Origin of the sequence: Compostimonas suwonensis, from assembly GCF_002797855.1 — a bacterium.
Taxonomy (GTDB): Bacteria; Actinomycetota; Actinomycetes; order Actinomycetales; family Microbacteriaceae; genus Compostimonas; species Compostimonas suwonensis.
This window is the reverse complement of record NZ_PGFB01000005.1, coordinates 408,494-434,557: the sequence shown is the minus strand read 5'-3', so window position 1 is coordinate 434,557 and position 26,064 is coordinate 408,494. Positions and strand designations below refer to the sequence as shown.

The window sequence follows — 26,064 nt, the reverse complement described above, 5'->3', positions numbered from 1 at the left end:
GAGTGGACGCAAATCGGGGGTGTTTCGACCGAAACACCCCCGATTTGCGTCCACTCGCGGGATCAGGGGCGGCGGGAGGCGGCGGCGATGCCTACGATGACGAGGGCGAGGCCGCCGGCGATGAGGGCGCCCGTGATGAGGGTGACGGGGTCGGCGACGGGCGGCACGACCGTCGTGATGATCATGTAGGCGGCGAAGGCGAGCAGCAGCATGCCCCAGATGATCGTGCCGATGCGCGCCGGGTAGCGGCGGGGTTGCGGGGCGGTGACCGAGGCCGTGCCGGTTGGGGCGGTGCCGGTCGGGATGCGGCCGGTCGGGATGCGGCCGGTCGGAGTCTGGCCGGTCGGAGCGTGGCCGGTCGAGGCGGCGGATGCCGGGGTGCCGCCGGCCGGGGCAGCGGATGCCGCGGTGAACGGGTCGGGCGTGTTGTCTGTCATGTGCGTCTCCTCGTGTCGTCGGCGGTCTAGCCGTTGGTCCGGTCGAGCTGGATGTCGGCGGCGCCCACCAGGTTCCACAGGCGCACGGTCGTCGTGCGGCTGCCGGTGCCGCCGTCGAAGTCGTGGCGCTCGTTGCTGAGGAAGAGCGCGCCGTCCCGTTCGTCGCCGTCGGCGGTCACCGAGCCGACGAGCGCGTGCGACTCGACGACGACGTTGCGGTCGTCGGGAACCTCGACGGTGATCGTGCCTGCCAGCAGGTAGACGTCGATGTCGCCGTCCGAGCTCGCCGTGAGCTCGCTCAGGTCGAGCGTCGGTGCGCCCGCGATCATCGCGAACGCCTCCGGACCGGTCTGCGACACCGAGCGCACGGTCCAGTCCGGCGCTCCGAAGGCGCTGATCTGAGTGTCCCTGGGCAGGATGCCGGTGACCACGAGCACGGCCACGAGCACGATCGCGAAGGGGCTCATCCATCCGCTCGTACGGCCGCGGATGCCGGCGATCACGATGCCGATCGCGAGCGCGGCGGTCGCGGCGGCGAGCCCGGCCACCAGGGCCGAGTCGCTCCACGGGCTCTGGGCGGCGATCCCGGCCGTGGCCGCGCCGGCGACGAGGGCGAGGCCGAGCACGATCGCGGTGAAGCCCGCTCCGGCCTGGCGGCCGCGCCAGTCGTCGACGTGGCGGTTGATGTCATGGCTGAACTGCTCGGCGCGGGCCGATGCGCTCTCGCCGAGCCGCTTGCCCCAGTAGTCGGCGTAGTCCCGCGTGGGGGTGGGGTCGGCCGGGGGCGGGGTGGCGGTCGCGCCGGTGCTGGTTGTATCGGTGCTGCCCGTGCCCGTGCCCGTGCCCGTGCCCGTGCCCGTGCCCGTGCCGGCCGTGTCGGCGGCGGGGGTGCCGGTGGCATCCGTCGCCGGGCCGAAGGCGGGCGGGGCCGTCGCGGTTCCAGTGGCGTCGGCGGCGAAGGCCGCGGTCGGGCCGCCCGCGGTCGCGGCATCCGGGGTGCTCACGGCACCCGCGGCGGCAGCTGCGCTCGCCGGGCTCCCGTGATGGCCGCTGCCGGGGTTCGTGCTCCCGTGGTGGCCGCTGCCGGGGTTCGTGCCGGGCTGCGGGGGGCGGGGCGTGCGACGGGCGACGGTGACGGAGAGCCAGATGATCCCGGCGACGAGGGCGATGATCCAGCCGGCGCGGAAGGTCACCTCGAGCCAGTCGGGCATCCCCCAGACGTCGGGCGGGCCCACCCACCAGAGACCGTGGGTGAAGGGCATGAACGTCAGGAGCACGAAGACGCCGATCGCGATCATGGCCGGGTCGAAGCGGCCCCGGATCGCCTCCTGCAGGTGGATGCGGCCGGTCGCGTCGGGCAGCAGGGCCCAGGCGGCGCCGTAGAAGAGGAAGACCGGGCCGCCGAGCACGGCGATGACGAGCGCGATGCCGCGCACGATGATCGGGTCGAGGCCCGTGCGACGACCGATCGCCGCGCAGACCCCGCCGAGCCAGGCGTCGTCGCCGCGCACGAAGCCGAGGTCGCGCACCCAGTCGAAGAAGTCGCCCTGCCGGGGCGCGCCGGCCGGGGCGCCGTTCGCCCCGGTGCTGTCGTCGGTCGGCGCCGTGGGGCCGTTCGCGTTTGTCATGTCTCGAGTCTTCCGCCGCGGGCGGCGCTCGACCATGGGGTATCGCCCTGATTCCGGCCCGGGGGTACCCTGATTCGCCCCTCGGGTGCGTGCCGTCGCGCTCGGTGCGTGCTTGGATGCTCAGTGTGAAGACCGCAATCATGACCAGGCCGAGGTTCAGGATCCTCGGTGGCGTCTGCGCGGGCTTCGCCGAGCACACGGGGCTGCCCGTCACCCTCGTGCGCACGAGCGCGCTCCTGCTCGCGGTGTGCGGCGGTGCCGGCATCCTGCTGTACGCCTGGCTGTGGGCAGCGACGCCCAGTGCGTCGGGGGTGCGTGAGCGGGTGCCCGCCGCGGTTCTGACGGCGCCTGCGCAGGATGCCGCGGCCGGCGCCCCCCGATCGACCGGGTCTGCGACCGAGCCGGGCCCTGCCGCCCCCGAGCCGCACGCCGCGGACGACCCGGAGGCCTCCGCGCGCGCCGCCTCCCGCCTGCCGATCACCGAGATCCTGCTCGGCCTCGCCCTCCTCGCCGCCGGGGTCGCGCTCGTCGCCAACCAGCTGGGTGCGCAGCTGCCCCTCGAGTCGGTGATCCCCGCGATCGTCGTGATCGCCGGCGCCGGTCTCGCCTGGAGCCAGCTCGCTGCGCTGCGCGGCGCACCGAGCGGTGACAGCGCGCGTTTCCCCGGGGGATCGGGGCTCGCGGTCTCGCGCACCCTCCTCGTGCGCACTCTCGGGGCGCTCGTCCTCGTGGCGCTCGGCATCCTGCTCTTCTTCGTCATGGGCGATGAGCCCAACGCGTGGACGGTCGTCGTCGCGGCCGTCGCCGTGCTGATCGGGGTGGGCATCGTCGTCGCCCCGTGGATCGTGCGGCTCGTGCGCGACCTCGGCGAGGAGCGCGCCGCGCGCGCCCGTGAGTCCGAGCGAGCCGACATCGCCGCGCACCTGCACGACTCGGTGCTGCAGACGCTCGCCCTCATCCAGCAGAAGGCGGGGCCCGGCTCGGATGCCGCCCGCCTCGCCCGCGCGCAGGAGCGCGAGCTGCGCGACTGGCTCTTCACCGGGGAGGCGCGCGAAGGCGGCGATCTCGGCGCCGAGCTGCGCCGCATCGCCGTGGAGATCGAGCACGACCACGCCGTGCGCTTCGAGGTCGTGACGACCGGGGTCGACGCACCGGCGCCCGAGCCGTTCGTCGCGGCCGCCCGTGAGGCCATGCTCAACGCCGCCCGGCACGCCGGGGGCGACGTCTCGGTCTACCTGGAGAGGTCGAGCACCCAGACCGAGCTCATCGTGACCGACCGCGGCCCAGGCTTCGAGCTCGACGCGATCCCCGAGCGGCGGCTCGGCGTGAGAGAGTCGATCATCGGCAGGATGTCGCGAGCCGGCGGTGAGGCATCGCTCGGCCCGGGCCCGGGGGGAACGGGCACCCGCGTCATCCTGCGTCTGCCGAACGAGGAGGCGAACGGGCATGCCGGCTGAGGAGTCGATGGCAGGGGAGCCGATGGCTGAGAAGCCGGTGGCGGGGGAATCGCCGGCCGAGGATTCGCTGGCCGACGGGCTCACGGTCGTGATCGTCGACGACCACTCGATCTTCCGCTCGGGGCTGCGGGCCGATCTCGACGAGAGCGTGCGCGTGCTGGGCGAGGCGGCGACGGTCGACGAGGCCGTGGCGATCGTCGTGCGCGAGCAGCCGCGCGTCGTGCTGCTCGACGTGCACCTTCCGGGCGGCGCCGGGGGCGGGGGAGCCGAGGTCATCCGCCGGGCCGCGGCTCAGGCCCCGCAGACGCTGTTCCTCGCCCTGAGCGTGTCCGATGCGGCCGACGACGTCGTGCGCGTCATCCGTGCCGGGGCCCGCGGCTACATCACCAAGAGCGCTTCGGGGCGCGAGGTCTCGGACGCCGCGCGGCGTGTCTCCGACGGCGACGCGGTCTTCTCGCCCCGCCTCGCCGGCTTCGTGCTCGACGCCTTCGGCGCGGTCGCCGGCGAGACCGCCGAGACGACCGAGGAGCTCGACCGCCTGAGCGCGCGCGAGCAGGAGGTCATGCGCCTCATCGCCCGCGGCTACAGCTACCGGGAGGTCGCCGGCGAGCTGTTCATCTCCGTCAAGACCGTGGAGACCCACGTCTCGGCGGTGCTGCGCAAGCTGCAGCTCTCGTCGCGCCACGAGCTCACCGCCTGGGCGCTCGAGCGCAAGCTGCTCTGATCCCGGCCTCCCTGCCCCTGCCCCTCTCCGCTTCCCCACTCAAAACGACGGAGTTTTTGACCAAAACGGGCATTTCTGGGCCTGGATGCCGCATTCCGAGCGTTATCTCCGTCGTTTTGAGTGGGGAAGGAGAGGGAGCGGAGGGTGAGTGCGAGACGGGCCTGGCGGGCCGGCTAGAGGATGCCGAGCTCGAGGGCGAGCGTGACGGCGCGGGTGCGATCGCTCACGCCGAGCTTCTCGAAGACGTGGATGAGGTGCGTCTTGACGGTCGCCTCGCCGATGAACAGCCGTCGTCCGATCTGCGGGTTGCTGAGGCCCTCCGCGACGAGCCGCAGCACGTCGAGCTCCCGGGCGCTGAGCGCCGGGCGCTCCGCGGCGGCGGGTGCCCGCATCCGGTTCACGAGGGTCGCCGCGATCGCGGGGGCGAGCACCGTCTGCCCGTCCGCGACGGAGCGGACGCCGGCGAGGATCTCGTCCTCCGGAGCGGCCTTGAGCAGGTAGCCGCTGGCGCCCGCCTCGATCGCGCCGAGGATGTGCTCGTCGCTCTCGTACGTGGTGAGGATCAGCACCCGGGTGGCCGGGGCGGTCTGGGCGAGCCGTGCGGTCGCGGCCACGCCGTCGAGCCGCGGCATCCTGAGATCCATGAGCACCAGGTCGGGGCGCAGCGCCTCGGCGAGCTCGGCGGCCTCGAGCCCGTCGGCGGCCTCGCCCACGACCTCGATGTCGCTCGCGGAGGCGAGCAGGCCGACGATGCCGCTGCGCACGATGGGGTGGTCGTCGGCGACGATCACGCGGATCGGGGTCATGCGGATGCCTTCCCGGGTGTGTTGACGGGCGTCGTGGTGCGTGCGGGCGTCGCGGGGATCGTGACGGCGAGGGTTGTCCCGGGTCGCGGCGGGGAGGCGGGCGAATCGGTGGCGGTGCTGCCGGTGCCCGCGATGCCCGTTGTGCCCGCCGCGTGGTCGGCGCTCGCGGCATCCGGTCTGGGCGCGGCGGCCCCCGGCCCGACCTCGAGCTCCCCGCCCACGAGGGCGAGGCGTTCGCGCATCCCGGCGAGCCCGAAGCCGCGGTCGGCGTCGAGCGCGTCCTCGGCGATGCCCACCCCGTCGTCGCGCAGTGTGAGGCGCACGACGTCGTCGCGGCGCTCGACCGTGAGCCATGCGGCATCCGCCCCCGAATGCTTGCGGATGTTCGCGAGCCCCTCCTGGGCACAGCGCAGCAGCACGACCTCGAGCTCGCGCGACAGCCCGTTCGCCTCGACGGCGCTCGCGACGCGGATGCCCGTCTCGCGCTCGAAACGGCGGGCGAGACGGGTGAGGGATGCCTCGAGCCCGCCCGATCCGACGGGCGCGAGGGTCGAGACCAGGGCGCGCGCATCGGCGAGGGCGTCGCGGGCCGTCGACTCGATGAGCTCGAGGTTCGTGTCGAGCGGCGCCGCGCGGCCGGTGGGCGCCGCGTTCGCCGGGTCTGCGATCGAGCGTCCGCCTGTGTCCGTGTCCGTGCCTGTGCCAGTGCCCGCCGATGCCCGCATGCGCTGCGCGAGCATAACGATGCTCGTGAGGCTCTGCGCGATCGTGTCGTGGATCTCGCGTGCGAGCCGCTCGCGCTCGCCGACCGCCCCGGCCTCGCGGTGCAGCGCGGCGAGCTCGTCCTGCGCCGCGGTCAGCTCCTCGAGCAGCCGGGCGCGTTCCTCGCCGTAGTCGTAGACGTTCGAGATCCACAGGCCGAACACGGCGCTGAAGGCGAAGGAGAGGCCCTGGATGAACACGGCCTGGCCGACGAGATCCCAGCCGCCGCCCTGCCCGGCCACGAAGGCCACGGCGAAGAGCGCCGTCGCGATCGCGTTGAGCACGATCGCGTTGCGCGTGCTGCCCGCGAGGCACCAGAGCAGGGGCAGCACGATGACCTGATAGGTGAGCATGTTGGGCGTGAAGTAGACGCCGAGGGCCGTGCCCGCGATGAGCACGATCGTGAAGGGGATGTTCGTGGGGCTGTCGCCGTCCGGGATGCCGCGGCGTCCGAAGCTCGCATAGCAGACGGCCACGACCGCGAGCACGGCCCACGCGCCCCAGCGGCCGTCGGGAGTGTTCGTGTAGCCGACCCCGACGATGACGGCGAGCACGAGCGTGCTCGCCCCGACGGCGAGATCCCACCAGCTGCGGCTCTTCATCGTCTTACTCTCCCACCCCTCTCCCGCCTCTGCGCCCTGTCGCTCCCGCCCCGCGCGGCGCCCGCGTCAGCCGAGACGAGGGCGCGCGGCATCCGCTCACGAGTCCTTGCGGATCCAGCGGAAGGTCGCCCGGCAGACGACGAGCCCCGCCACGCACCAGATAGCGAGCATGATCGCGACCCAGCCGAGATCCCACGATCCGCCCGGCTCGACGGCCGCGAAGCTCTCGGGCAGGAAGACCGAGCGCATCCCCTGCGCGAGCCATTTGAGCGGGAAGACGCTCGCGACGTTCTGCAGCCACTCCGGCAGGGTCGTGAAGCTGATGTAGACGCCCGAGATGAACTGCAGCACGAGCACGATCGGGATGATCACGGCCGTCGCGCTCTTGCCGCTGCGGGGCAGGGCGCTCAGCGCGATGCCGAGCACGGCCGAGGTGACGATGCCCAGCAGGTAGACCCAGACGAAGGTCGCCCAGGCGCCCGGGTCTGTGGGCAGCGCGACCCCGAAGGCGAGGCCCGCCACGGCGAGCAGCAGCGCGATCTGCAGGATGCTCGTGACGAGCACCTGCCCCATCTTGCCGATGAAATAGCTCATGACCGGCAGGGGCGAGCCGCCGAGCCGTTTGAGGGTGCCGTCGCCCTTCTCCGTCGCGATGTCGACGGCGAGGTTCTGCACCCCGCTCAGCAGGATGCCGGCCGCGACCATTCCGGGAAGGTAGTACGCCGCCTGGCTCACGCCGCCCGAGCCGTCCGGGTTCGTTCCCACATCGCCCATGCCGCTGAAGGCGACCGAGAAGATCGTGAGCATCACGACCGGGAACAGGAAGGTGAAGAAGACCTGGTCGCCCTGGCGGAAGTAGACACGTGTCTCGTAGTCGACGCGGGCGAGCCCGAGCCGGAGGGTGCGCGCGGGGGAGAACCGCGCGGCGGCGGGTGCCGATGTCGTCGTCGTGGTGCTCATGAGCGGGCCTCCGAGTCGGTCGTGGTCGTCGTGGTTGTGAGCGCCGGGCTCGTGGGAGCTGGCGCGCCGGGGCCTCCTGGCGCGCCGGGGCCTCCGCCCGCCTCCGCGCCCGCCCGCTCCTCCGAGCGCACGAGCTCGAGATAGATGTCTTCGAGGCTCGGCCGGATGACCTCGAGCTCACGGGGCTCCCCGTCGCGCGTGAGCGAGGCGACGAGCGTGCCGGGCTCGGTCGTGCGCACCTCGTGGGGGCCGCGCCCGTCGCGCCAGCGCACGAGCGGAACCCGCGCCTCCTCGCCGCCGATCTCGTCGACCCCGCCGATGTCGACGAGGCGTCCGCCGGCGATGGCCGCGACCCGGTCGGCGAGCTGAGCGGCCTCGTCGAGGTAGTGCGTCGTGAGCAGGATGGTCGTGCCCTCGGCTTTGAGCGAGCGGATGAGATCCCAGAACTGGTGCCGCGCCTCCGGGTCGAAACCCGTGGTGGGCTCGTCGAGGAAGAGCAGCTCGGGGCGCCCGATGACGCCGAGCGCGACATCCACTCGCCGTCTCTGCCCCCCGGAGAGCGACTTGATGCGGGCCTTCGCCTTGCCGCCGAGGCCGACCGCGTCGATCACCTCGTCGACGGGGCGCGGGTTCGGATACATGGCCGCGAAGTGGCTGAGCTGTTCGCGCACCGTCACCTGGCCCGACTCGCCGGAGCTCTGCAGCACGATGCCGAGCCGGGCCTTCCAGGGCAGGCCGCCGTGCTGGGGGTCGACGCCGAGCACGCTCGCGGTGCCGCCCGTGCGGTCGCGATAGCCCTCGAGGATCTCGATCGTGGTGCTCTTGCCCGCGCCGTTCGGGCCGAGCAGTGCGAAGGTCTCGCCGCGACGGATGTCGAAGCTCACGCCCCTCAGCGCCTCGACGTGCCCGTATGCCTTCTGCAGTCCGCGCACGCTCACTGCCGTGCCGGCCGCTGGTGCTGCCGTCTCCGATGCTGTCTCTGCTGTCGTCATGCGTCCACCCTCCCACCCGTCCCGTCCTCCGGCCACCCTCTCCCGCCGGACCCCCGTATCCCCCACTCGATGGATGCCAACCTTCCCCTGAGTGGACGCGAATCGGGGGTTCCGGAGCCTCTACACCCCCGATTCGTGTCGACTCAGGGGGACGGGGAAAGAGAGGAGGCGGCGGATGCGGGCGATCAGGGCCGGCTCGGAGCGGAGGTCGTCGGCCGTGACCTCGGTCACGCGGTACCGTTCCGACTCCAGCTCGGCTGCGCGGGCGAGGTCACGCCGCCATTGCTTCTGATCGGTGCGGTGATGATCGCCCTGGTACTCGACCACGAGGCGGTTCTCGGGGAAGAGCAGGTCGACCCGCGCGATGAACCGACCCGTCCTCGTGCGGATCTCGTGGTTGACCAGCGGCGTCGGCAAGCCGGCGAGGGCGAGCACGACGCGCAGCTCCGACTCCGCGGGCGACTCAGCCCTGTCGCTGAGCAGCGGCAGCGCGGCCCGCAGGGCGCGGACGCCCCGGTGCCCGGCGAAACGATCGACGGCGGCACGCAGTTCGTGCGGCGTCGTGAGCGGCTGCCGGTGGTGGATGAGGTGGTCGCCCGCAGCGACGAGCTGTCGGAGGGAGAGCGCACCCGCGAGGTCGCACCAGGTCCGTTCGGGTCCGGTGAGCGGCAGATCTCCCCACATCCGCAGATCGTGCGGGCCCGCGTCGAGCACATGGCCGGCCACATCGCGAGTTCGCACACCTCGTGAACCAGGCGGAAGTGAGACATGGATGACGGTGCTCCGAGCCACTCGCGCAGGAAGAGGTATGCCCATGATCGCGGCGGCCGAGGCATGACTGAAGTATCCGTTCGGGGGAAGCGCCGGCAGGTAGGCGCGACAGAGGGAGAGATGCCCGGTCCCGCCGTCGACGCCGGCAGGCAGACGTGCGCCGTGGAAGGGTTTCGCCAGGTCGCTTGCTCGCAGCCGGTCGGGGTGCACGCCGAGCGACAGAGCCTCACCGACCGAGAAAGCGCGTCCCTGGAGCTGCGGAGGCAGTGGTTGTCGTGAGTTCACGCACCGAGCATGCCCCCACCCGCACCCCCTCCCTCAACTTATCCCCACCCCACCGAGTCGAGTGGACGCGAGTCGGGGGTGTTTCGGCGTAAATACCCCCGATTCGCGTCTACTCGCGGAAGAGACGCTGGAGACGGTGCACGCCCTCGAGGAGGTCGGCGTCGCCGAGGGCGTAGGAGAGGCGCAGGTAGCCGGAGGGGCCGAAGGCCTCTCCGGGCACGGTCGCGACCTCGGCCTGGTCGAGGATGAGGTCGGCGAGCTCGAGCGAGGTCGTCGGCGTCACGCCGCCCCAGGTGCGCCCGAGCAGCCCGCGCACGTCGGGGTACACGTAGAACGCGCCCTTCGGGGTGGGCGTCACGACGCCGGGGATCGTGTTGAGCTCGGCGACGATCGTCTTGCGGCGCCGGTCGAAGGCCTCGCGCATGATCTCGGCCGACTCCTGCGGGCCCGTCAGCGCCGCGATCGCGGCCCGCTGCGAGACGTTCGAGACGTTCGAGCTGAGGTGCGACTGCAGGTTGGCGGCGGCGGCGATGACGTCGCTCGGCCCGACCATCCATCCCACGCGCCATCCGGTCATCGCGTAGGTCTTCGCGACCCCGTTGACCAGGATGCTGCGGTCGGCGAGCTCGGGAACGGCCTCGACGATCGACAGGGCGCGCACGCCGTCGTAGGTGAGGTTCTGGTAGATCTCGTCGGTCACGACCCACAGGCCGCGCTCGAGCGCCCACTCGCCGATGGCGCGGGTCTGCTCGGGGGAGTAGACGGCGCCGGTCGGGTTGGAGGGCGAGACGAACAGCAGCACCTTGCTGCGCGGGGTGAGCGCGGCCTCGAGCTGCTCGATCGTCACGAGGTAGTCCTGGTCGGCGCCCGCGAAGACATCGACCTGCACCCCGCCGGCGAGCTTGATCGCCTCGGGGTAGGTGGTCCAGTACGGCGTGGGAACGAGAACCTCGTCGCCGTCGTCGAGCAGCGTCTGGAAGGCCTGGTAGACGGCCTGCTTGCCGCCGTTGGTGACGATGACCCGGGATGCCGCTACCTCGAGTCCGCTGTCGCGCAGCGTCTTGGCGGCGATCGCCTCCCGCAGCTCGGGCAGCCCGGCGGCGGGGGTGTAGCGGTGGTTCCTCGGGTCGCGCACGGCTTCTGCCGCGGCATCCAGGATGTGCTCGGGGGTGGGGAAGTCGGGCTCGCCGGCCGCATACGAGATGATCTGCTTGCCCTGCGCCTTGAGCGCTTTGGCCTTCGCGTCGACCTTGAGGGTCGCCGACTCTGCGATCGCGCCTACGCGCGCGGAGATGCGAGGGAGTTCGTCTGCCACGAGTACGAGCATAGGCCAGGGCGCGCGACCCCCGTAGACTGTTACCCGTGCGCGCGGCATCCAGTCGTCGGCATGTGAAATCCACATCGGCTAGACAGCACGATCCTCGACAAGGGGGCGGCACGGCCCGGCTTTACAGCTCGGAGCCGGTGACCTACACTTGGTCGAGGTAGTTGAAATCTGCCATGCTTTTTTGCGCCTATTTTCAGGCAAGCCATCACGGTAGACCGTAGAGATTGTGCGCAGCGAAGCCGTGTGGTTTCAGCCCCTAGGGCGGTGGCTCAATTGGTAGAGCAGCGGTCTCCAAAACCGCAGGTTGCAGGTTCGAGTCCTGTCCGCCCTGCAAGTCGGCATCGAAGTGTCGGCCTATGAAAGGTGTAACGAGGTGGCCAGGAAAATCATCGACGAGCCGAGTGAGGAAATCGTCGCGAGCGCAAAGAGGGAGCGCGAGGCAAGGCGCTCACCCTTCGCGCGAATTGCCCTGTTCATCAGGCAGGTCATCGGTGAGCTCAAGAAGGTCGTCACACCGACCCGCAAGGAGCTGCTGAGCTACACGGGCGTCGTGCTGATCTTCGTCGTCATCATGATGGCCCTGGTCTCCGGGCTCGACTGGGTGTTCGCGCTCGTCGTGACATATGTCTTCGGAAACGGCACCCCCGCGGGTTGACCCGTGCGCCCGCGACGCGGGCCGCGAAGAGAAGTGGCCACATGAGATGGCTTGCACGACAACGAAATGAAATGAGTTTTTGTGGCTGAGAGAAAGCGCGGTGACGTCGACTGGTCGACTGCTGCCGAGCAGTCGTCGGAAGACGACGAGGCACAGACCGGCAACGTGCTCGAATCCGACGAGGAGGCGAGCGAGGCTGCCGAGGTGAGGGCGGTGCACGTGGTCGACGGTGAGGACACCGACGACGGCGGCATCGAGGCGAGCCTGGAGGCGGCGCTCGACGCGATCGAGAACTCCGCGGATCCCGAGGCCGACGCCATCATCGACGACGCACTCGACATCGACTCCGCCGACGAGGCCGAGGCCGCGTTCGAGGCCGTCGAAGACGAGGAGGAGGTCGACGAGGCCATCGAGGCGGGCGAGGAGCCCGAGGTCGAGCCCTACGCCGACGCGTTCGAGCGCGAGTTCGAGGCCGAGATCTCCGAGGGTTCCGGCTCGTCGGGCGACGCGGGCGACTCCGACGACGCGGATGCCGACACCGAGGCAGACCCCTACGACGAGTTCCGCACCGAGCTGCGCTCCCTGCCGGGCAAGTGGTACGTCATCCACTCCTACGCCGGTTTCGAGCGTCGGGTGAAGCAGAACATCGAGAACCGCAAGCAGTCGCTCGAGGCCGAGGACTACATCTTCCAGGTCGAGGTCCCGATGGAGGACGTCGTCGAGATCAAGAACGGCCAGCGCAAGATGGTCAACCGCGTGCGCATCCCCGGCTACGTGCTCGTGCGCATGGATCTCAACGAGGACAGCTGGTCGGTCGTGCGCCACACCCCCGGTGTGACCGGCTTCGTCGGCAACTCGCACAACCCGACGCCCCTGCGTTTCGAAGAGGCGTTCTCGATGCTCAAGAGCCTCGTCGAGATCAAGGACGTCCCGGCGTCGAAGGCTCCCGGCGGCAAGGGCGCGAAGGCTGCGGCCCGCGTCATCCCGGCCGAGATCGACTTCGAGGTCGGCGAGACCATCACGATCAAGGAAGGCTCGTTCGCGGGCCTGCCCGGCTCGATCAGCGAGATCAAGCCCGAGAGCGGCAAGCTCACGGTGCTCGTCTCCCTCTTCGAGCGCGAGACCCCGGTCGAGCTCAGCTTCGACCAGGTCACCAAGCTCTAACACACACCACCGCACCTCGGAACGGCCGGGGACGCGGGAGAACCTCGCCGGGAATCCCGGCAGGCTCGATCACCGAAAAGGAAAAGAAGAATGGCACCGAAGAAGAAGGTAACTGGTCTGATCAAGCTTCAGATCAACGCCGGCGCCGCCAACCCCGCCCCGCCCATCGGCCCGGCGCTCGGTCAGCACGGCGTGAACATCATGGAGTTCTGCAAGGCCTACAACGCGGCGACGGAGTCCCAGCGCGGAAACGTCATCCCCGTCGAGATCACCGTGTACGAGGACCGCTCGTTCACCTTCATCCTGAAGACCCCGCCCGCGGCGGAGCTCATCAAGAAGGCTGCCGGCGTCGCCAAGGGCTCGGGAACCCCGCACACCGTCAAGGTTGCGAAGCTCACGCAGGAGCAGGTCCGCGCGATCGCCGAGCAGAAGATGTCCGACCTCAACGCGAACGACATCGACGCTGCGAGCAAGATCATCGCCGGCACCGCCCGCTCCATGGGAATCACGGTCGAGGCGTAACACCTGCCCCGACGGGCACCACTGTGGGAGAGCCGGCCAGGCTCAGCACACACCACAACTTAGAGTCGCGGCATCCGCCGCGTAAGACTTAGGAGAAACACCATGGCAAAGTCCAAGGCATACTTGGCAGCGGCCGAGAAGATCGAGGCCGACCGTTACTACACTCCGAGCGAGGCCGTCGCCCTCGCCAGGGAGACCGGGTCGAAGAAGTTCGATTCGACCGTCGAGGTCGCGCTCAAGCTCGGCGTCGACCCCCGCAAGGCCGACCAGATGGTTCGTGGAACCGTCATCCTTCCGCACGGCACGGGCAAGACCGCCCGCGTCATCGTGTTCGCGACGGGCCCCGCGGCCGAGGCCGCCATCGCAGCCGGCGCCGACGAGGTCGGTGGCGACGAGCTCATCGAGAAGGTCGCCGGCGGCTACACCTCCTTCGACTCGGCTGTCTCGACCCCCGAGCTCATGGGCAAGGTCGGTCGTCTCGGTAAGGTCCTCGGCCCGCGTGGCCTCATGCCGAACCCCAAGACCGGAACGGTGACGCCCGATGTGGCGAAGGCCGTCTCCGACATCAAGGGCGGAAAGATCGAGTTCCGCGTCGACAAGCACTCCAACGTGCACTTCGTCGTCGGCAAGGCGGGCTTCACCGCCGAGCAGCTCGACGAGAACATCAAGGCCGCCCTCGACGAGGTCGTGCGTCTCAAGCCGTCGTCATCGAAGGGCCGCTACATCACGAAGGGCGCCGTCTCGACGACCTTCGGCCCGGGCATCCCGCTCGACGTCAACTCCATCTAGCCTCGGCTGGATCTCCGGCTCTGCTGGAGTGTGTGAAAGGGCCCGCTTCGGCGGGCCCTTTTGCGTGCGGGGCGGTGTGGGCCGGTGTGAGCAGGTGTCGGCATGACCCGAATGCAGGAGATCTTCCGGCATCCCTTCGGACAGCCCCTCGATGTGCCCTCCGACCGGAGAGGGCCCTGCATTTGGGTGGGGTGATACCGGGGTAGGGGTGAGAGAGCGCTCCGCAGAGGGACGCGGGAGCGGGGGCCGTTTTTCTACGCTCGGAAGGACTCGTCGCCCCTCGACCCTGGAGCATCCGCATGACCCTCTCCGCCCCGCCGTTCCCCTCGGCTCCGCCCGCGATTCCGGATGCCCGCACCGCCCCCCGTGCGGTCGACCCCACCGTCCCGGCAGCACGCGCCGTTCCGGGGGAGGGCGCAGAAGCCCGCGGCGGCCCCGCCCCGCGCCCGGCGGAACGTGACCGCGTCATCGACCTCGTGCGGGCCTTCTGCCTCGTGGTCGTCGTGCTGCTGCACGGCCTCATGGCCGGCATCGGGGTCGAGACGGGCGAGGTGCGCATCGTGAACGCCTTCGAGGGCCGGGCCTGGTTCGCGCCCGTCTCCTGGCTCGTGCAGATCATGCCGCTCTTCTTCGTGGTCGGCGGTTTCAGCGGCCTCACCCAGTGGCGCCGGATGCGAGAGCGGGGCGCGAGCGCGGCGGAGTTCGTGCGCGGACGCGTCGACCGTCTCGTCTTCCCGGCCCTTCTCGCCTTCGGCACGATCGGCCTGGGCCTGTCGATCGCCGCGATCGCCGGTGTGCCGTCCGAGCTGCTCGGCGAGCTGGGCTTCCGGATGGCGCAGCCGATGTGGTTCCTCGGCGTCTACCTGGGCGCCGCAGCACTGGTGCCCCTCCTCGCCCGCGCGCACGAGCGGATGCCGGTGCGCACCCTGCTGCTGCTCGTGGTCGCCGTGGTCGCCGTCGACATCCTGCGCGATCGCACGGGCGTCGACGGCCTGGGGTTCCTCAACCTCGCCTTCGTGTGGCTCGCGATCCAGCAGGCGGGCTTCTGGTACGCCGACGGCTGGTTCGCGAACCGCAGTCGCGGTGAGCTGCGGTTCGGCGTGGCCGCCTGCCTCGGCGTGCTGCTCTTCCTGACGGCGAGCCGGATCTACTCCGCCGACATGCTCGTGAACCTGAACCCGCCGACCGCCGCACTGCTGCTGCTCGGCGGCGCGCAGCTGTGCCTCCTCGCCCTCCTCGCCCCGCGCCTCGAGCGCTGGATGCGCGACGACGGCAACGGCATCCTGCGTCGCACGGTCGATGCGATCGGCGCCCGCTCGATGACCGTGTACCTGTGGCACATGCCCGTTCTCGTGCTCGTCGCGGCCGCGCTGCTCGTGACGGGCGCGCCGTGGCCGGAGCCCACGAGCGCCGGCTGGTGGATGTCGCGGAGGCTGTGGCTGGGCGCGATCCTCGTCGCCCTCGTGCCGGTCGCCGCATGGCTCGGGCGTCTCGAGCGGGGCCCCGCTTCGTTCACGGGCCGCACGGCGGGCCCGATCTCCGCACCGCGCGCCGCGTTGAGCGTCGTCTGCGCGACGGCCGGGGTCGTGACCGTGCTCGTCGGCGGCTTCACCGTGGTCTCCGCCGCCGTCGCGACCACCGCCTTCGCGGTGGCCCTGTGGCTGTCGGCGGGTGCGCGCTCGCGCCGCCTCAGCGCGGCTGGTCCGCGGAGCCCCCGGGGGTGACGAGCCCCGACTCGTAGGCCGCGACGACCGCCTGGGCGCGGTTGCTGATCTCGAGCTTGGCCAGGATGCGGCTCACGTGGGTCTTCACTGTCTGCTCCGCGATGAACAGCTCGGTGGCGATCTCGTGGTTCGGCCGGCCGCGGGCGACGAGCAGCAGCACGTCGCGCTCCCGCTCGGTGAGGCGCTCGAGCGCGGCGGAGGAGGTCTGGCGGGGCGCGCCGCTGTGGGCGAACTGCTCGATGAGCCTGCGCGTGACGCTCGGGGCGAGCAGGGCGTCGCCCTGCGCGATCACCCGCACGGCGGCGATGAGGTCGCCGGGCAGCGCGTCTTTGAGCAGGAAGCCGCTCGCACCGGCGCGGATCGCGTCGTAGACGTACTCGTCGATGTCGAAGGTCGTGAGCATGAGCACCCGGGGCGGCGGGTCGGCGGGGGCGGCGAGCAGCTCGCGGGTCGCCTCGATGCCGTTGAGCACCGGCATCCGCACGTCCATGAGCACGACGTCGGGTGAGGTGCGCCGCGCGAGCTCGACACCCTGCGCCCCGTCGGCCGCCTGGCCGACGACCTCCATGTCGGGTTGCGCGTCGAGGAGGGCGGCGAACCCCGCTCGCACCATGGCCTGGTCGTCGGCGATCACGATGCGGATCGTCATGGCTGGGCTCCTTGCTCGGTCGGTTCCTGTGGTGGGATCTGCTCGGCCTCGCCGAGCTGCTCGGCGGTGCCGGACGCGGGCCGGAGCGGCACGACGGCGTGCACCTCGAACCCTCCGTCGGGTGCGGGCCCGTAGCTCACGGTGCCTCCCACGCTTGCGGCGCGTTCGCGCATGCCGCGCAGGCCGTGGCCGGTGCGGGCCGGCGCGGGCGCGATCGGCCCTGCCCCGGCGCCGGTTCCGACGCCCCGCGGCGGTGCGGAGTTCGAGACCGAGACGCTGAGGTCGTGCGCGTCGCGAACGCAGCGGATCGCGACATCCGCCCCCGGAGCGTGACGGATGACGTTGCTGAGCGCCTCCTGCACGATGCGGTAGGCGGTGAGGGCCGAGACCTCGCTCACCCCCTCGTCGTCTCGCTCGCCCGACCAGTCGAGGGTCGCTGTGACTCCCGCGCGCTCGGCCCGCTCGACGAGACCCGGGATGTCGGAGAGCCGGGGCTGCGGGGCGAGCTCCGCGGCCGACTCGGCGTCGCGCAGCACGTTCAGCAGCCCGCGCATCTCGGCCAGGGCCTGCCGCGACGACGCGGCGATGTCGTCGAATTCGGCGGCGAGCACGGGATCGACCGAGGGATGCCGGTACACCGCCGTCGAGGCCTGCACGTTGATCATCGACATGCTGTGGGCGATGACGTCGTGGAGCTCGCGGGCGATGCGGGTCTTCTCCTCGGCGAGGAGGCGTTTGGCGTGCTCCTCGGCGGTGAGCTCCTGCTCCTGCACGAGTTGGGCGCGGATGTTCTGCCGCAGACGCAAGGTGATTCCGACACCGAGCGCAGCGCCCGTGACGGCGGTGAAGACGACGACGTCGGCGAGGACGGCGCCCGGGTCGGCGCCCCCGGGCAGCAGGTTCGCGATGACGCCCGCGACGGCGACGCCCGCGAGCCAGGTGACGACGGCGGCGAGCCAGGGCGCGCGCAGGCCGAGGATCACGATGAGCGCGGTCTGCACGATCATCGATGCGACCGGCCAGGGCCAGGGGGCGCTCGCAGCGCCCGTGCCGAGGAGGATCAGGGCGAGGGCGGCGAGGGTGCCGACGGCCGCGGCGAGCCTCGGACGCCAGAGCGCGAGGGGCAGGGCGCCGGTGTGCAGGAGCGAGAGGGCGATGGCCGCGTAGGCGGGAACGCCGTAGACGCTCGTGGCGAGCGGGGCCTCGACGGTGAGCAGCACGATCGCGCCGAGCACCACGAGGCCCGCGAGCAGCACCCGGCGGTTGGTGCGGAACCAGCGGCGCAGGCGGCCTCGCGGCTTCCGGGCTCGCGCGGGCTTCGTGGGTGCCGGGGTCGTCCGCGCGGGCTTCTCGGCACGCAGGGGCTCGTCGCGCGCCGGTCTCACCCGCTCCGGCTTCGCTCGTGCCCGTCTCGCCATCCGGCCGTCCTACCTTTCCGGGGTCGTGCCCGCCCCGGCTGTCCACTCTAGAGGAGCGGCTTCGAGCGGTCCTGAGCGGTGCTGAGGGGTGTTCGGCCCTGAGAGGCTCAGCGGGCCGATTGGAGCGCATCCGGCTCGTCGGGCGCCTCGATCCGGCCCCCGCTCTCGGTATCCTGGAGTCATGACGAGCCCGACCATCTCCGTCGCGACCCCCGCGGATGCCGAACGCGTCGCGGCGCTCGCCGCGGTGACCTTCGCCCTCGCCTGCCCGCCCGGAACAGCTGCGGAGGCGATCGAGCAGTTCATCGCGCAGAACCTCTCGGCCGCCCGCTTCGAGGAGTACCTGGCCGACGCGGGCCGCTGCGTTCTGCTCGCGGATGTCGGCGGCGAGGCCAGCGGCTACACGATGCTCGTCTTCGCCGACCCGCACGCCGACATCGACAGCGTGCTGAGCCTGCGGCCCACCGTCGAGCTCAGCAAGGTCTACGTGCACGCCCGGCACCACGGGGCCGGGATCGCGGCACCGCTCATGAGCGAGACGCTCGCCGCTGCGACCGAGCGCGGAGCGGCCGGTGTGTGGCTCGGTGTCAACAAGCAGAACGCGAAGGCGATCCGTTTCTACGAGAAGAGCGGATTTGCCGTCGTGGGCAGCAAAACCTTCCAACTCGGGCCCGAACTGCACGACGACCACGTGATGGAGCGGGCGCTCGTTCACTGAATCTTCAGGGAATGCACGGCTTCGGCCAGTTCGGCGGCATCGTGCATCCATATGAATTGACTCTCAACAAAACTGCCTCGTAGTATCGCTCAAGAGGATGACCAACGACGGTCGCCCCTGAGGAGGATCACGTGCCAGCACGTTCCGCGGTCGCCCGCGCTTTCGCCGCCTTCGCGGTCACGATCGGACTCGCGCTGGGCGCCGTCCTGGCCGTCGCCTCGCCGGCCGCTGCGCACAGCGGCCCCATCGAGTTCCGCATCGCGGGCGACGGCGTCGGCGGCCTCGTGGTGAACGCGCAGTACATCAAAGACGGGCACGCCGTCGACTCCGCCGAGCTCGTGCCCATCGCGACGGCCGTCTCGAAGGAGGGCACGACCGTGGGCCCCGTTCCCCTCGTGCTGTCCGACGAGGGCATCGGTCTCTACACGACCGAGGAGCCCATCCTCACCGAGGGCAGCTGGAGTGTGACCGTCGCGTCGACCGTGCCGGTCGCCGCGACATCCACCGTGGGGATCGACGTCGCCCCTCCGCCGGCGCCTCCTGCAGCCGGTGAGGATGCCGCGGGGTCAGCCGACCCGGTCGACGCCGCCGCGCCCGCCGCCCCCGGTCGCACCGGCTTCACGGGCTGGCTGTGGATCGGCATCGCCGCCGTCGTGGTCGCGCTGGGCAGCGTCGTCGTCGTGATGGTCGTACGCCGTCGCACCGCCGCGCGCGAGGCGGCGGAGCGGGCCGTCGCGGCGAACCCCCGGAGCGCCAAACGCGCTGCGGCTGCGGGCCGCCCGGCCGGCAAGGGGCACCCGACGCCCAAGCGCCCGGTCGCCGCGAAACGCTGAGCCGAGGCGCGCTGGACGGGAGGCGCGCTGGACGGGGGGCGCGCTGGACGGGAGGCGTGGCTGAGCCGGAGGCGTGAGCGCCGCGCTCAGCCGCCCGCCGAGACGGGCGGCTGAGCCGACCAGGGGAAGACGATCCAGCGGTCGGTCGTGCGCCAGGTGAAGTCGGGAACGAGGATCGTGCGCGGCTTCGTGTACAGCGTCGCCGTGCGCACCTCGTCGGCGCTCTCGCGCAGCAGGCGCACGACGAGGGCGAGGGTCTCGCCGGAATCGGAGACATCGTCGACGATGAGCACGCGCTTGCCTGCGAGCGCCGGGGCGTCGAGCATCGGCGCCGAGAGCACGGGCTCGGGCAGGCGTTCGTCGACCCCGGTGTAGAACTCGACGTTGATGCTGCCGCAGTTCTTCGTGCCGAGAGCGTAGGAGATCGCCCCCGCGAGCAGCAGGCCCCCGCGGGCGATGGCGATCACGACGTCGGGCGCGAAGCCGCTCGCGAGCACCGTGCGGGCGAGGTCGCGCGAGGCGGTGGCGAAGTCGTCCCAGGCGAGGATCTCGCGGGCCGGTGTCTCGGCGGATGTCACGGCGTCAGTCATGCATCCATGCTATTTGCGCGGCCGGGCCGCCGTGACCCGGTTCCCGTCGCCCGCTCACAGGGTCAGCACGATCTTGCCGCGGGTGTGGCCCTCCTCGAGCGCGCGATGGGCGGCCGCGGCATCCGTGAGCTCGAAGACCTGGTCGACGAAGACGCGCACGTCGCCCGACTCGAGCAGGCGGGAGATGACGGCGAGGGTGGTGCCGTCGGGCGCCACCTTGTAGCCGGTGCCGCGGACCCCGGCGGCGGCGGCGGCCTCGGCGAAACCCGGCCAGCTGCCCGTGGGCGCGTTGATGATGAGCCCGCCCGGCCGCAGCACGGTGAGCGAGCGGGAGCCGGTGTCGTCGTGCACGTTGCCGATGAGGTCGATCACGACGTCGACCTCGCTCACGGCATCCTCGAACCGCGTGGTCGTGTAGTCGACGGTCTGCGCGGCCCCGAGCTCGTGCAGCCAGCCGACGTTGCGGCTCGAGCCGGTCGCGATGACGTGGGCGCCGAAGTAGGCGGCGAACTGAACGGCGAAATGCCCGACGCCCCCTCCACCGGCGTGGATGAGGATGCGCTGGCCTTCGTGGGCGCGGGCGACCTCGACGACCATGCCCCAGGCGGTGAGGGCCGCGAGCGGCACGCCGGCCGCCTCGACGTGCGAGAGCTTGCCGGGCTTGCGTGCGACGCTCAGGCTCGGCACCGAGACGTACTCGGCGTAGCTGCCCGAGATCCTCGGCACCATGGCCATGCCGTAGACCTCGTCGCCCGGTTGCAGGGGATGCGACTCGTAGGGCGATTGCACGACGATGCCGCTGAAGTCGTTGCCGAGCACGGCCGGGAACGAGGGCAGGGCGGAGGCGACGCCGGCGCCTGCGCGGGTCTTCGCGTCGATGGGGTTGATGCCGGCGGCGACGACCTTGATGAGCAGCTCGGCATTCACGCGCTGCGGGGTCGGCACCTCGGCGAGATGCAGGGCGTCGGGGCCGCCGGGCGCGTCGATGACCATCGCCCGCATAAGAGACGGGAGCTGTTGGGCCGATGGGACTGCGTTGTGCTGGGAGTCTGCGGTGCTCTGCTTCATCGTTCGGCCTTCCGCTGGTTCGTCGGGCATCGCTGCGGCTTCGCGCGTGCGACCCCCGGTGCTCCCTCATCAGTCAACCCAGTCAATGAGTCACCGGTGTTACGGGGGCGTCAATAAAAGTTACCTCTTCGTGACCATCGGCCGGCGGATCGGGATGGCCGCGGCGAGTTCTCTACACGGCTATACACATGCCGTTCGACGGTGGATAACGGTCGTCGCGACGGGGAGCGTCCTGGCCATCGAGAGGGCTTTCAGGTCAAATACCTGATCGAAGACGATTTATCTCAACTCAAGATGCCCTGATTCGCACAGGCAGGGCTCGCTTATCCACCGATTCGCCGAGTTTCTCCCCAATTCTCCACAGTTTCATCCACAGGTTCGGCTTCATCCACAGGTCTGCTTCATCCACAGGTCTGCTTCATCCACGGGCCCAGCCCAACCATGAGGCGACGGCCCTGCGGCACTCCGCGGCCTGCGCCCGCGCCCCGTCGTCGCGCGGGGGGATCGTGAACAGCCGCGCCTCGGGCAGAGCGCCGTGCCACTCGTGGGCGATCGCCTCCGGGTGCACGGGGTCGCGCTGCGCCGAGACGACGGCTGCGGGAACGGTCACCGCGGCGAGCTCGGAGGGGTCGCGGTAGGCGACGTTGCGCGGAACCTCGACGAGGCGGATGGCGCGAGCCGCGGCATCCGGGGTTCGGAACTGTGCGAGCACGGCGGCAGCCCCCGCCGGCGACTGCTCGCGGATGCCGCGGAAGAGCTCGCTCGAACGGAACACCTCCTCGCCCCGCGCCGGCCCGAGCTCGGCGAGCAGCTCGCCGATCACCGGGAAGGCCCGCAGATTGCGCGGCAGCGACTCGCTCGTGAAGGCCGGGCGGATGAACACGGCCCGCTCGACGGGCAGCGTCGCGTCGAGCACGATGCGCAGGGCCAGCGCCGCGCCCATCGACACGCCGATCAGGATGATCGGCGAGGTGTCGCCGGCGAGACCCTCGCGGATCTGCTCGGCGAGCTCTGCGGCGAGGGCGTCGAGGCGGAAGTCCCGCGGCTCGCCCAGAAGCGGGGAGGCGCCGTGGGCGCGCACATCCGGCGCGACGACCGTCTGCGACGCGGGGATCGTGCTGCCGAGCAGCGCGGGCAGCTGTGAGCGGTCGTTGCCCAGGCCGTGGAGCAAGGCGACCGCCACGATCAGCCCAGCGCTCGGTAGGAGGGCACGTAGTCGGAGTAGCGGCCGGGATCGTCGCGCGGCTCGGGCGCGGCCGCGAGGCCCGCGGCGGTCAGACGTCCGAGGAGCGAGATGAGCTGGTTCGCCTTCGCGACGAGCTCGCCGATCTCGCGCTCGTCGCGGTCGATCCAGCGGCACTCCGGCTCCTCGCCGACGGGCACGAAGTCGCGGTGCTCCTCCCACACGATGAGCGTGCGCTCGGCGCCGAGCACGTACTGCTGCCACCAGACCTGGCGCAGGTAGGAGCGCGGAACGCTCCGCCACGGCTTCGTCGTCGTCTTGATCTCGGCGAGCTCGAGTGCGCCGGCCGCCGTCACAGCGAGGCCGTCGGGTGTCGCGAGGTGCCGACGCTCGTGCGCCGCGTGGAAGAGAGTCGTGCTGGGCTCGATGCCGTACCGCTCGCGCACCCACGCGGCGATCTCGGGCTCCCGGGCGCGCCCGTGGTCGGTGTAGGCGTTGCCCGAGAAGCCGGTGCCGTTGAGCTTGTCGAGGGCGGCCTTCTCGATGGATGCCGGGGTCGACAGCTTCGCGACATCCGTGGCCGTGATCCCCCGGCTGCGTGCGCGGAGCCAGGCGACTCGATCGGTGGAGTCGGCGACGACGCGGGAGAGGTGGGGAGGGATGATCGGGGGCTCCGGCTCCATCCCGGGGAGCGAGAGTACAAGGTCGGCCACGTGTCCACGGTACCTCCCGCTGCTCCGTCCCCGGGGCGGACACCCGGGTCAGCTCATCTCGGTGACCTTTCCCTGTTTGATGTGCAGTCTCCGTTCGGCTCGGCGGGCGACGGCCGAGTCGTGCGTCACGATGATCAGAGTGAGCCCGCGATCGCGGCGCACCCCCTCGAGCAGGTCCATGATCTCGTCACGGGTCTGCTCGTCGAGGTTGCCCGTCGGCTCGTCGGCGAGCAGGACCTCGGGCTCTTTCACAAGAGCTCGCGCGATCGCCACCCGCTGCTGCTGGCCGCCCGAGAGCTCGGCGGGCAGATGCGTGCCGCGCTCGGCCAGGCCAACGGATTCCAAAGCTTCGGTCGCGCGCCGGGAGCGTTCGCTGGCGCTTATCCGTGACGGAACGAGGGCCGCCTCGACGTTCTCCTGGGCGGTGAGGGTGGGGATGAGGTTGAACCCCTGAAAGACGAAGCCGATCTCGCGGGCCCGGATGCGGGTGAGTGCCCGATCCGGAAGCGTCGAGAGCTCGGAGCCGCCCAGGGCGATTGTGCCCTTCGTCGGCCGGTCGAGAGCGCCGAGCATCTGCAGCAGCGTCGACTTTCCGCCGCCCGTCGGCCCTTGGATGGCGACGAACTGGCCGTCGGGGATGGACAGGGTGACCTTGCTGAGCGCCGTGACTGTGCGGCGCGACTGCGGGTAGTCCTTGGAGACGGTCGTCAGTTCATACATGGTGAGCTCTCTTCGTGGTTCGGTGCTGCGATGAGACGGTTGTTCGGTTCTGTGGGAGTGGTGAGCGTGGTCATGCGACGCTCCGGAGCGCTTCCGCGGGTCGCAGACGGGAGGCGCGCCAGCCGCCGAAAGCGCCCGCGAGCAGGCCGCCCACAACAGCGAGGCCAACAGCGACGAGGATCACACTCGGCGTGATCGGCGCCGTGAGGGTCACATCGCTCGCGGTCGCTGCCGCCCCTCCGAATCCGCCGCCGCCGAATCCGCCGCTGCCGAATCCGCTTTCGCCGCCAAATCCGCTCTCGCCCCCTCGCCCTCCGCCGCCGGGTGGGGCGAAGGCCGTCGCCGAAGCCGCGGCCGTGAGAGTGGGTGAGATGACGTTGACCACGACGATCCCGACGACGCCCACGACGATGCCGAGCACGCCGCCGAGGAGGCCCTGCACAACGGATTCCCCGGCCACCTGACCCACGATCCTGCGGTTGCTCCAGCCGATCGCCTTGAGCGTTCCGAACTCACGGGTGCGCCGTGCAACCCCAGAGATCGTGAACAGGATCGCCAGAAGAAACGCAGCAGCGAGCACGATGACCGACAGCCAGGTTCCGAGGCTCGAGATCAGATCGGAGGCCGTGCTGAGCGATCCGGAGACCGATTCGGCCAGATCCGCCTGGGTATTGACGGCCACCTCGGGAAGAGCCGCTTCGAGGTCGGCCTGCACTTGGGCGATGTCCGTCGAGGAGGTCGCCTGCACGTAGACGGTGGAGAGCTGCCCGTCGAGTTCGGCGAGGCTCTGCGCCACAGCGAGCGGGATGTATGCGTTGCTCGCGGTCGAGGCATCCGACCCGTTCGACGCCACCATCCCGATGACTTCGAAGTCGGAGCCCCCGATGGCGAGAGTGTCGCCGACTGCGAGATCCGCGGATGTCGCATAGCTCTCGTCGAGCACGACGACATCGCTGCTCGCGTCATCTGTTGTGAAGGCACGGCCGTCGGTGAGCGTTGCGGCAGAGAGTGGCCCGATCGCGGATCCGTCGGGGTCGAGTCCGAGCACCGTGAACGAGTCGATGTCGAAGGCGCTGCCGCCGCCGCCGTCGGCGCCACCCGCGGGAGGCCCGCTTCCGGGCGCCTCTCCCTGCTGCCGCTGGGAGAAGTCGGGGAGCTCGCCGTTGAATGTCGTACTGGTGAGTGCGAGCGTGCCGGCCGCAGCCGCGACGTGGGCGATGCCGGTGATCGTGTCGAGCTCGTCCGCGTCGAAGGTCTGGGTTCCTCGAGCGGCAGTCAGGAGGGACCGGCTCAGGTTCGTGCTGCCGTCCGCCGTCTGCCCCTCGCCGGAGCCGAACTGGAAGCGAGGGCCGCCCTCGCCCGGAGTCGGTGTCTCGGCCGGCTTGGTGACGGTGAGGTCAGTGCCGATGCCGTATACCGACTGCAACACGGTCGCCTGGGCATCCTTCACCCCCGCCGCGACCGCGGTGACGATGATGACGAGCGCGATGGCGAGCGCCATCCCGATGGCGATGATGATCGTCTGCTTGCGTCTGCCGAGCAGCTCGCGGCGCAGATAACTGGCGAACATGGTCCTCCTCGAGTCGGGCCGGCACCGTCAGGACGGGTGCTGGGTCGGCCGGTTCCGAAGCTAGGGAGCGCGGCTATGTCGGGACTATGTGTGATCCATGAAAACACTGGGCCGCGCTCATGATGCGCAGATGAGCGGGCAATGCGAGTTGCCAATATCATGAAATCGCCCTGACCGGCCATTATGGTCACACAGCCTGTTCATAGGAAGCAGGAGATACTTAGAAGACATGACACAAGCAACAGTTTTCGCGCCCGCATCGGCGAGCGCGACGGCCCCTCGTCTACGCCGAGGCGACGGTAGCGCCATCCGGGTGCTCGTCGTCGACGACGAGGCCGCTCTCACCGACCTCGTGGCCATGGCCTTGCGCTATGAGGGCTGGGAGATCAAGACCGCCTCGGGCGGCCGCCAAGCGATGAGCCTCGTGCGCGAGTTCCGCCCCGACGCCCTCGTGCTCGACATCATGATGCCCGACCTCGACGGCATGAAGGTGCTCTCGCGCCTGCGCGCCGACGGGCAGGACACCCCGGTGCTCTTCCTGACCGCGAAGGACTCGCTCGACGACCGCATCGCCGGGCTGACGGCGGGGGGAGACGACTACGTCACCAAGCCGTTCAGCCTCGAAGAGCTCGTCGCGCGGCTGCGCGGCCTCATCCGCCGCTCGACAGCCGTGGTCGCCGACTCCGTCGATCCGCGGATCGTCATCGGCGATCTCGTGCTCGACGAGGACAGCCACGAGGTGACGCGCGACAACCAGCCCATCGACCTCACGGCCACCGAGTTCGAGCTGCTGCGCTTCCTCATGCGCAACCCGCGGCGCGTGCTGAGCAAGGCGCAGATCCTCGACCGCGTCTGGAGCTACGACTTCGGGGGCAAGTCGAGCGTCGTCGAACTCTATATCTCCTATCTGCGCAAGAAGGTCGACCAGGGCCGCACGCCGATGATCCACACGGTGCGCGGCGCCGGGTACATGCTCAAGGCCGCCGGTTGACCCCAC

At 70.7% G+C, this 26,064-nt stretch carries 26 protein-coding genes and 1 tRNA gene; 11 read left to right on the top strand and 16 right to left on the bottom strand.

The window, feature by feature from the left end:
- Positions 1–62: 62 nt before the first annotated feature.
- On the bottom strand, positions 63–437 hold the full coding sequence (locus tag CLV54_RS17610) for a hypothetical protein (protein ID WP_157803017.1): 375 nt from the start codon (positions 435–437) through the stop codon (positions 63–65).
- A 26-nt stretch (positions 438–463) separates the two neighbouring features.
- Complete coding sequence (locus tag CLV54_RS15410; RefSeq protein ID WP_170062012.1) at positions 464–2,065, bottom strand: PspC domain-containing protein; 1,602 nt, start codon at positions 2,063–2,065, stop codon at positions 464–466.
- A gap of 140 nt (positions 2,066–2,205) precedes the next feature.
- On the opposite strand from CLV54_RS15410, the gene CLV54_RS15405 reads away from it, so the two are divergent.
- A complete protein-coding gene (locus CLV54_RS15405; protein WP_245861768.1) occupies positions 2,206–3,522 on the top strand; it encodes an ATP-binding protein in 1,317 nt (438 codons plus the stop codon).
- 22 nt (positions 3,523–3,544) lie between these two features.
- Positions 3,545–4,246, top strand: coding sequence for a LuxR C-terminal-related transcriptional regulator (locus CLV54_RS15400; RefSeq protein WP_100345855.1), 702 nt, complete (start codon positions 3,545–3,547; stop codon positions 4,244–4,246).
- A gap of 173 nt (positions 4,247–4,419) precedes the next feature.
- On the opposite strand, the gene CLV54_RS15395 is transcribed toward CLV54_RS15400, so the two are convergent.
- The 6 genes from CLV54_RS15395 to CLV54_RS15365 form a co-directional block, all read right to left on the bottom strand.
- A complete protein-coding gene (locus tag CLV54_RS15395) occupies positions 4,420–5,052 on the bottom strand; it encodes a response regulator (protein WP_100345854.1) in 633 nt (210 codons plus the stop codon).
- Positions 5,049–6,416: a sensor histidine kinase gene (locus tag CLV54_RS15390; RefSeq protein WP_100345853.1), complete on the bottom strand. Its 1,368-nt coding sequence runs from the start codon at positions 6,414–6,416 to the stop codon at positions 5,049–5,051. Before CLV54_RS15390 ends, CLV54_RS15395 begins: the two co-directional genes overlap by 4 nt.
- A gap of 96 nt (positions 6,417–6,512) precedes the next feature.
- Complete coding sequence (locus tag CLV54_RS15385; RefSeq protein ID WP_100345852.1) at positions 6,513–7,376, bottom strand: ABC transporter permease; 864 nt, start codon at positions 7,374–7,376, stop codon at positions 6,513–6,515.
- Positions 7,373–8,368: an ABC transporter ATP-binding protein gene (locus tag CLV54_RS15380; RefSeq protein ID WP_100345851.1), complete on the bottom strand. Its 996-nt coding sequence runs from the start codon at positions 8,366–8,368 to the stop codon at positions 7,373–7,375. The genes CLV54_RS15385 and CLV54_RS15380 overlap by 4 nt, the downstream gene beginning before the upstream one ends.
- Before the next feature lie 120 nt (positions 8,369–8,488).
- Positions 8,489–9,109 (bottom strand): PDDEXK family nuclease, encoded by a 621-nt coding sequence (locus CLV54_RS15375; RefSeq protein WP_157803016.1) that lies wholly within the window; start codon positions 9,107–9,109, stop codon positions 8,489–8,491.
- A 424-nt stretch (positions 9,110–9,533) separates the two neighbouring features.
- Positions 9,534–10,739: a pyridoxal phosphate-dependent aminotransferase gene (locus CLV54_RS15365; RefSeq protein WP_425430289.1), complete on the bottom strand. Its 1,206-nt coding sequence runs from the start codon at positions 10,737–10,739 to the stop codon at positions 9,534–9,536.
- Between the two features lie 270 nt (positions 10,740–11,009).
- Between CLV54_RS15365 and CLV54_RS15360 the strand changes: the two genes are divergently transcribed.
- The 6 genes from CLV54_RS15360 (at position 11,010) to CLV54_RS15335 (ending at position 15,605) form a co-directional block, all read left to right on the top strand.
- A tRNA-Trp gene (locus tag CLV54_RS15360) sits at positions 11,010–11,082 on the top strand.
- Positions 11,083–11,124: 42 nt separating this feature from the next.
- Positions 11,125–11,406 carry a preprotein translocase subunit SecE gene (gene secE, locus CLV54_RS15355; RefSeq protein ID WP_100345847.1) on the top strand — a complete coding sequence of 94 codons (282 nt, stop codon included), beginning with the start codon at positions 11,125–11,127 and terminating at the stop codon, positions 11,404–11,406.
- A gap of 81 nt (positions 11,407–11,487) precedes the next feature.
- Positions 11,488–12,570, top strand: a complete 1,083-nt coding sequence (gene nusG, locus CLV54_RS15350) for a transcription termination/antitermination protein NusG (RefSeq protein ID WP_100345846.1) — start codon at positions 11,488–11,490, stop codon at positions 12,568–12,570.
- A gap of 90 nt (positions 12,571–12,660) precedes the next feature.
- Positions 12,661–13,092, top strand: a complete 432-nt coding sequence (gene rplK / locus CLV54_RS15345) for a 50S ribosomal protein L11 (RefSeq protein ID WP_100345845.1) — start codon at positions 12,661–12,663, stop codon at positions 13,090–13,092.
- 102 nt (positions 13,093–13,194) lie between these two features.
- Positions 13,195–13,881, top strand: a complete 687-nt coding sequence (gene rplA / locus CLV54_RS15340) for a 50S ribosomal protein L1 (RefSeq protein ID WP_100345844.1) — start codon at positions 13,195–13,197, stop codon at positions 13,879–13,881.
- A 299-nt stretch (positions 13,882–14,180) separates the two neighbouring features.
- Positions 14,181–15,605: an acyltransferase family protein gene (locus CLV54_RS15335; RefSeq protein WP_100345843.1), complete on the top strand. Its 1,425-nt coding sequence runs from the start codon at positions 14,181–14,183 to the stop codon at positions 15,603–15,605.
- Here CLV54_RS15335 and CLV54_RS15330 read toward each other — a convergent pair.
- Together CLV54_RS15330 and CLV54_RS15325 are read right to left on the bottom strand one after the other, a co-directional pair.
- Entirely contained in the window at positions 15,571–16,254 is a 684-nt protein-coding gene (locus CLV54_RS15330) for a response regulator (protein ID WP_100345842.1), read from the bottom strand. The two genes, CLV54_RS15335 and CLV54_RS15330, sit on opposite strands and share 35 nt — an antisense overlap.
- Complete coding sequence (locus tag CLV54_RS15325; RefSeq protein ID WP_157803015.1) at positions 16,251–17,672, bottom strand: sensor histidine kinase; 1,422 nt, start codon at positions 17,670–17,672, stop codon at positions 16,251–16,253. The genes CLV54_RS15330 and CLV54_RS15325 overlap by 4 nt, the downstream gene beginning before the upstream one ends.
- A 181-nt stretch (positions 17,673–17,853) precedes the next feature.
- Here CLV54_RS15325 and CLV54_RS15320 point away from each other — a divergent pair, with 181 nt between their 5' ends.
- Both CLV54_RS15320 and CLV54_RS15315 read left to right on the top strand, forming a co-directional pair.
- Complete coding sequence (locus CLV54_RS15320; RefSeq protein WP_100345840.1) at positions 17,854–18,390, top strand: GNAT family N-acetyltransferase; 537 nt, start codon at positions 17,854–17,856, stop codon at positions 18,388–18,390.
- A 131-nt stretch (positions 18,391–18,521) separates the two neighbouring features.
- Complete coding sequence (locus CLV54_RS15315) at positions 18,522–19,223, top strand: hypothetical protein (protein WP_100345839.1); 702 nt, start codon at positions 18,522–18,524, stop codon at positions 19,221–19,223.
- Between the two features lie 86 nt (positions 19,224–19,309).
- On the opposite strand, the gene CLV54_RS15310 is transcribed toward CLV54_RS15315, so the two are convergent.
- From CLV54_RS15310 to CLV54_RS15285, 6 genes are all read right to left on the bottom strand, one after another.
- On the bottom strand, positions 19,310–19,813 hold the full coding sequence (locus CLV54_RS15310; protein ID WP_100345838.1) for a phosphoribosyltransferase: 504 nt from the start codon (positions 19,811–19,813) through the stop codon (positions 19,310–19,312).
- Between the two features lie 54 nt (positions 19,814–19,867).
- Positions 19,868–20,881 (bottom strand): NADP-dependent oxidoreductase, encoded by a 1,014-nt coding sequence (locus CLV54_RS15305; RefSeq protein ID WP_245861767.1) that lies wholly within the window; start codon positions 20,879–20,881, stop codon positions 19,868–19,870.
- A 418-nt stretch (positions 20,882–21,299) separates the two neighbouring features.
- The gene (locus tag CLV54_RS15300) at positions 21,300–22,064 is read right to left on the bottom strand and encodes an alpha/beta fold hydrolase (protein WP_157803014.1); all 765 of its coding nucleotides are present in this window, start codon (positions 22,062–22,064) and stop codon (positions 21,300–21,302) included.
- Positions 22,065–22,066: 2 nt separating this feature from the next.
- Complete coding sequence (locus tag CLV54_RS15295; RefSeq protein WP_100345835.1) at positions 22,067–22,747, bottom strand: YqaJ viral recombinase family protein; 681 nt, start codon at positions 22,745–22,747, stop codon at positions 22,067–22,069.
- Between the two features lie 78 nt (positions 22,748–22,825).
- Entirely contained in the window at positions 22,826–23,497 is a 672-nt protein-coding gene (locus CLV54_RS15290) for an ABC transporter ATP-binding protein (RefSeq protein WP_100345834.1), read from the bottom strand.
- Positions 23,498–23,567: 70 nt separating this feature from the next.
- Complete coding sequence (locus tag CLV54_RS15285) at positions 23,568–25,067, bottom strand: ABC transporter permease (RefSeq protein ID WP_100345833.1); 1,500 nt, start codon at positions 25,065–25,067, stop codon at positions 23,568–23,570.
- Between the two features lie 229 nt (positions 25,068–25,296).
- Here CLV54_RS15285 and CLV54_RS15280 point away from each other — a divergent pair, with 229 nt between their 5' ends.
- The gene (locus tag CLV54_RS15280; RefSeq protein WP_100345832.1) at positions 25,297–26,058 is read left to right on the top strand and encodes a response regulator transcription factor; all 762 of its coding nucleotides are present in this window, start codon (positions 25,297–25,299) and stop codon (positions 26,056–26,058) included.
- Positions 26,059–26,064: the final 6 nt, after the last annotated feature.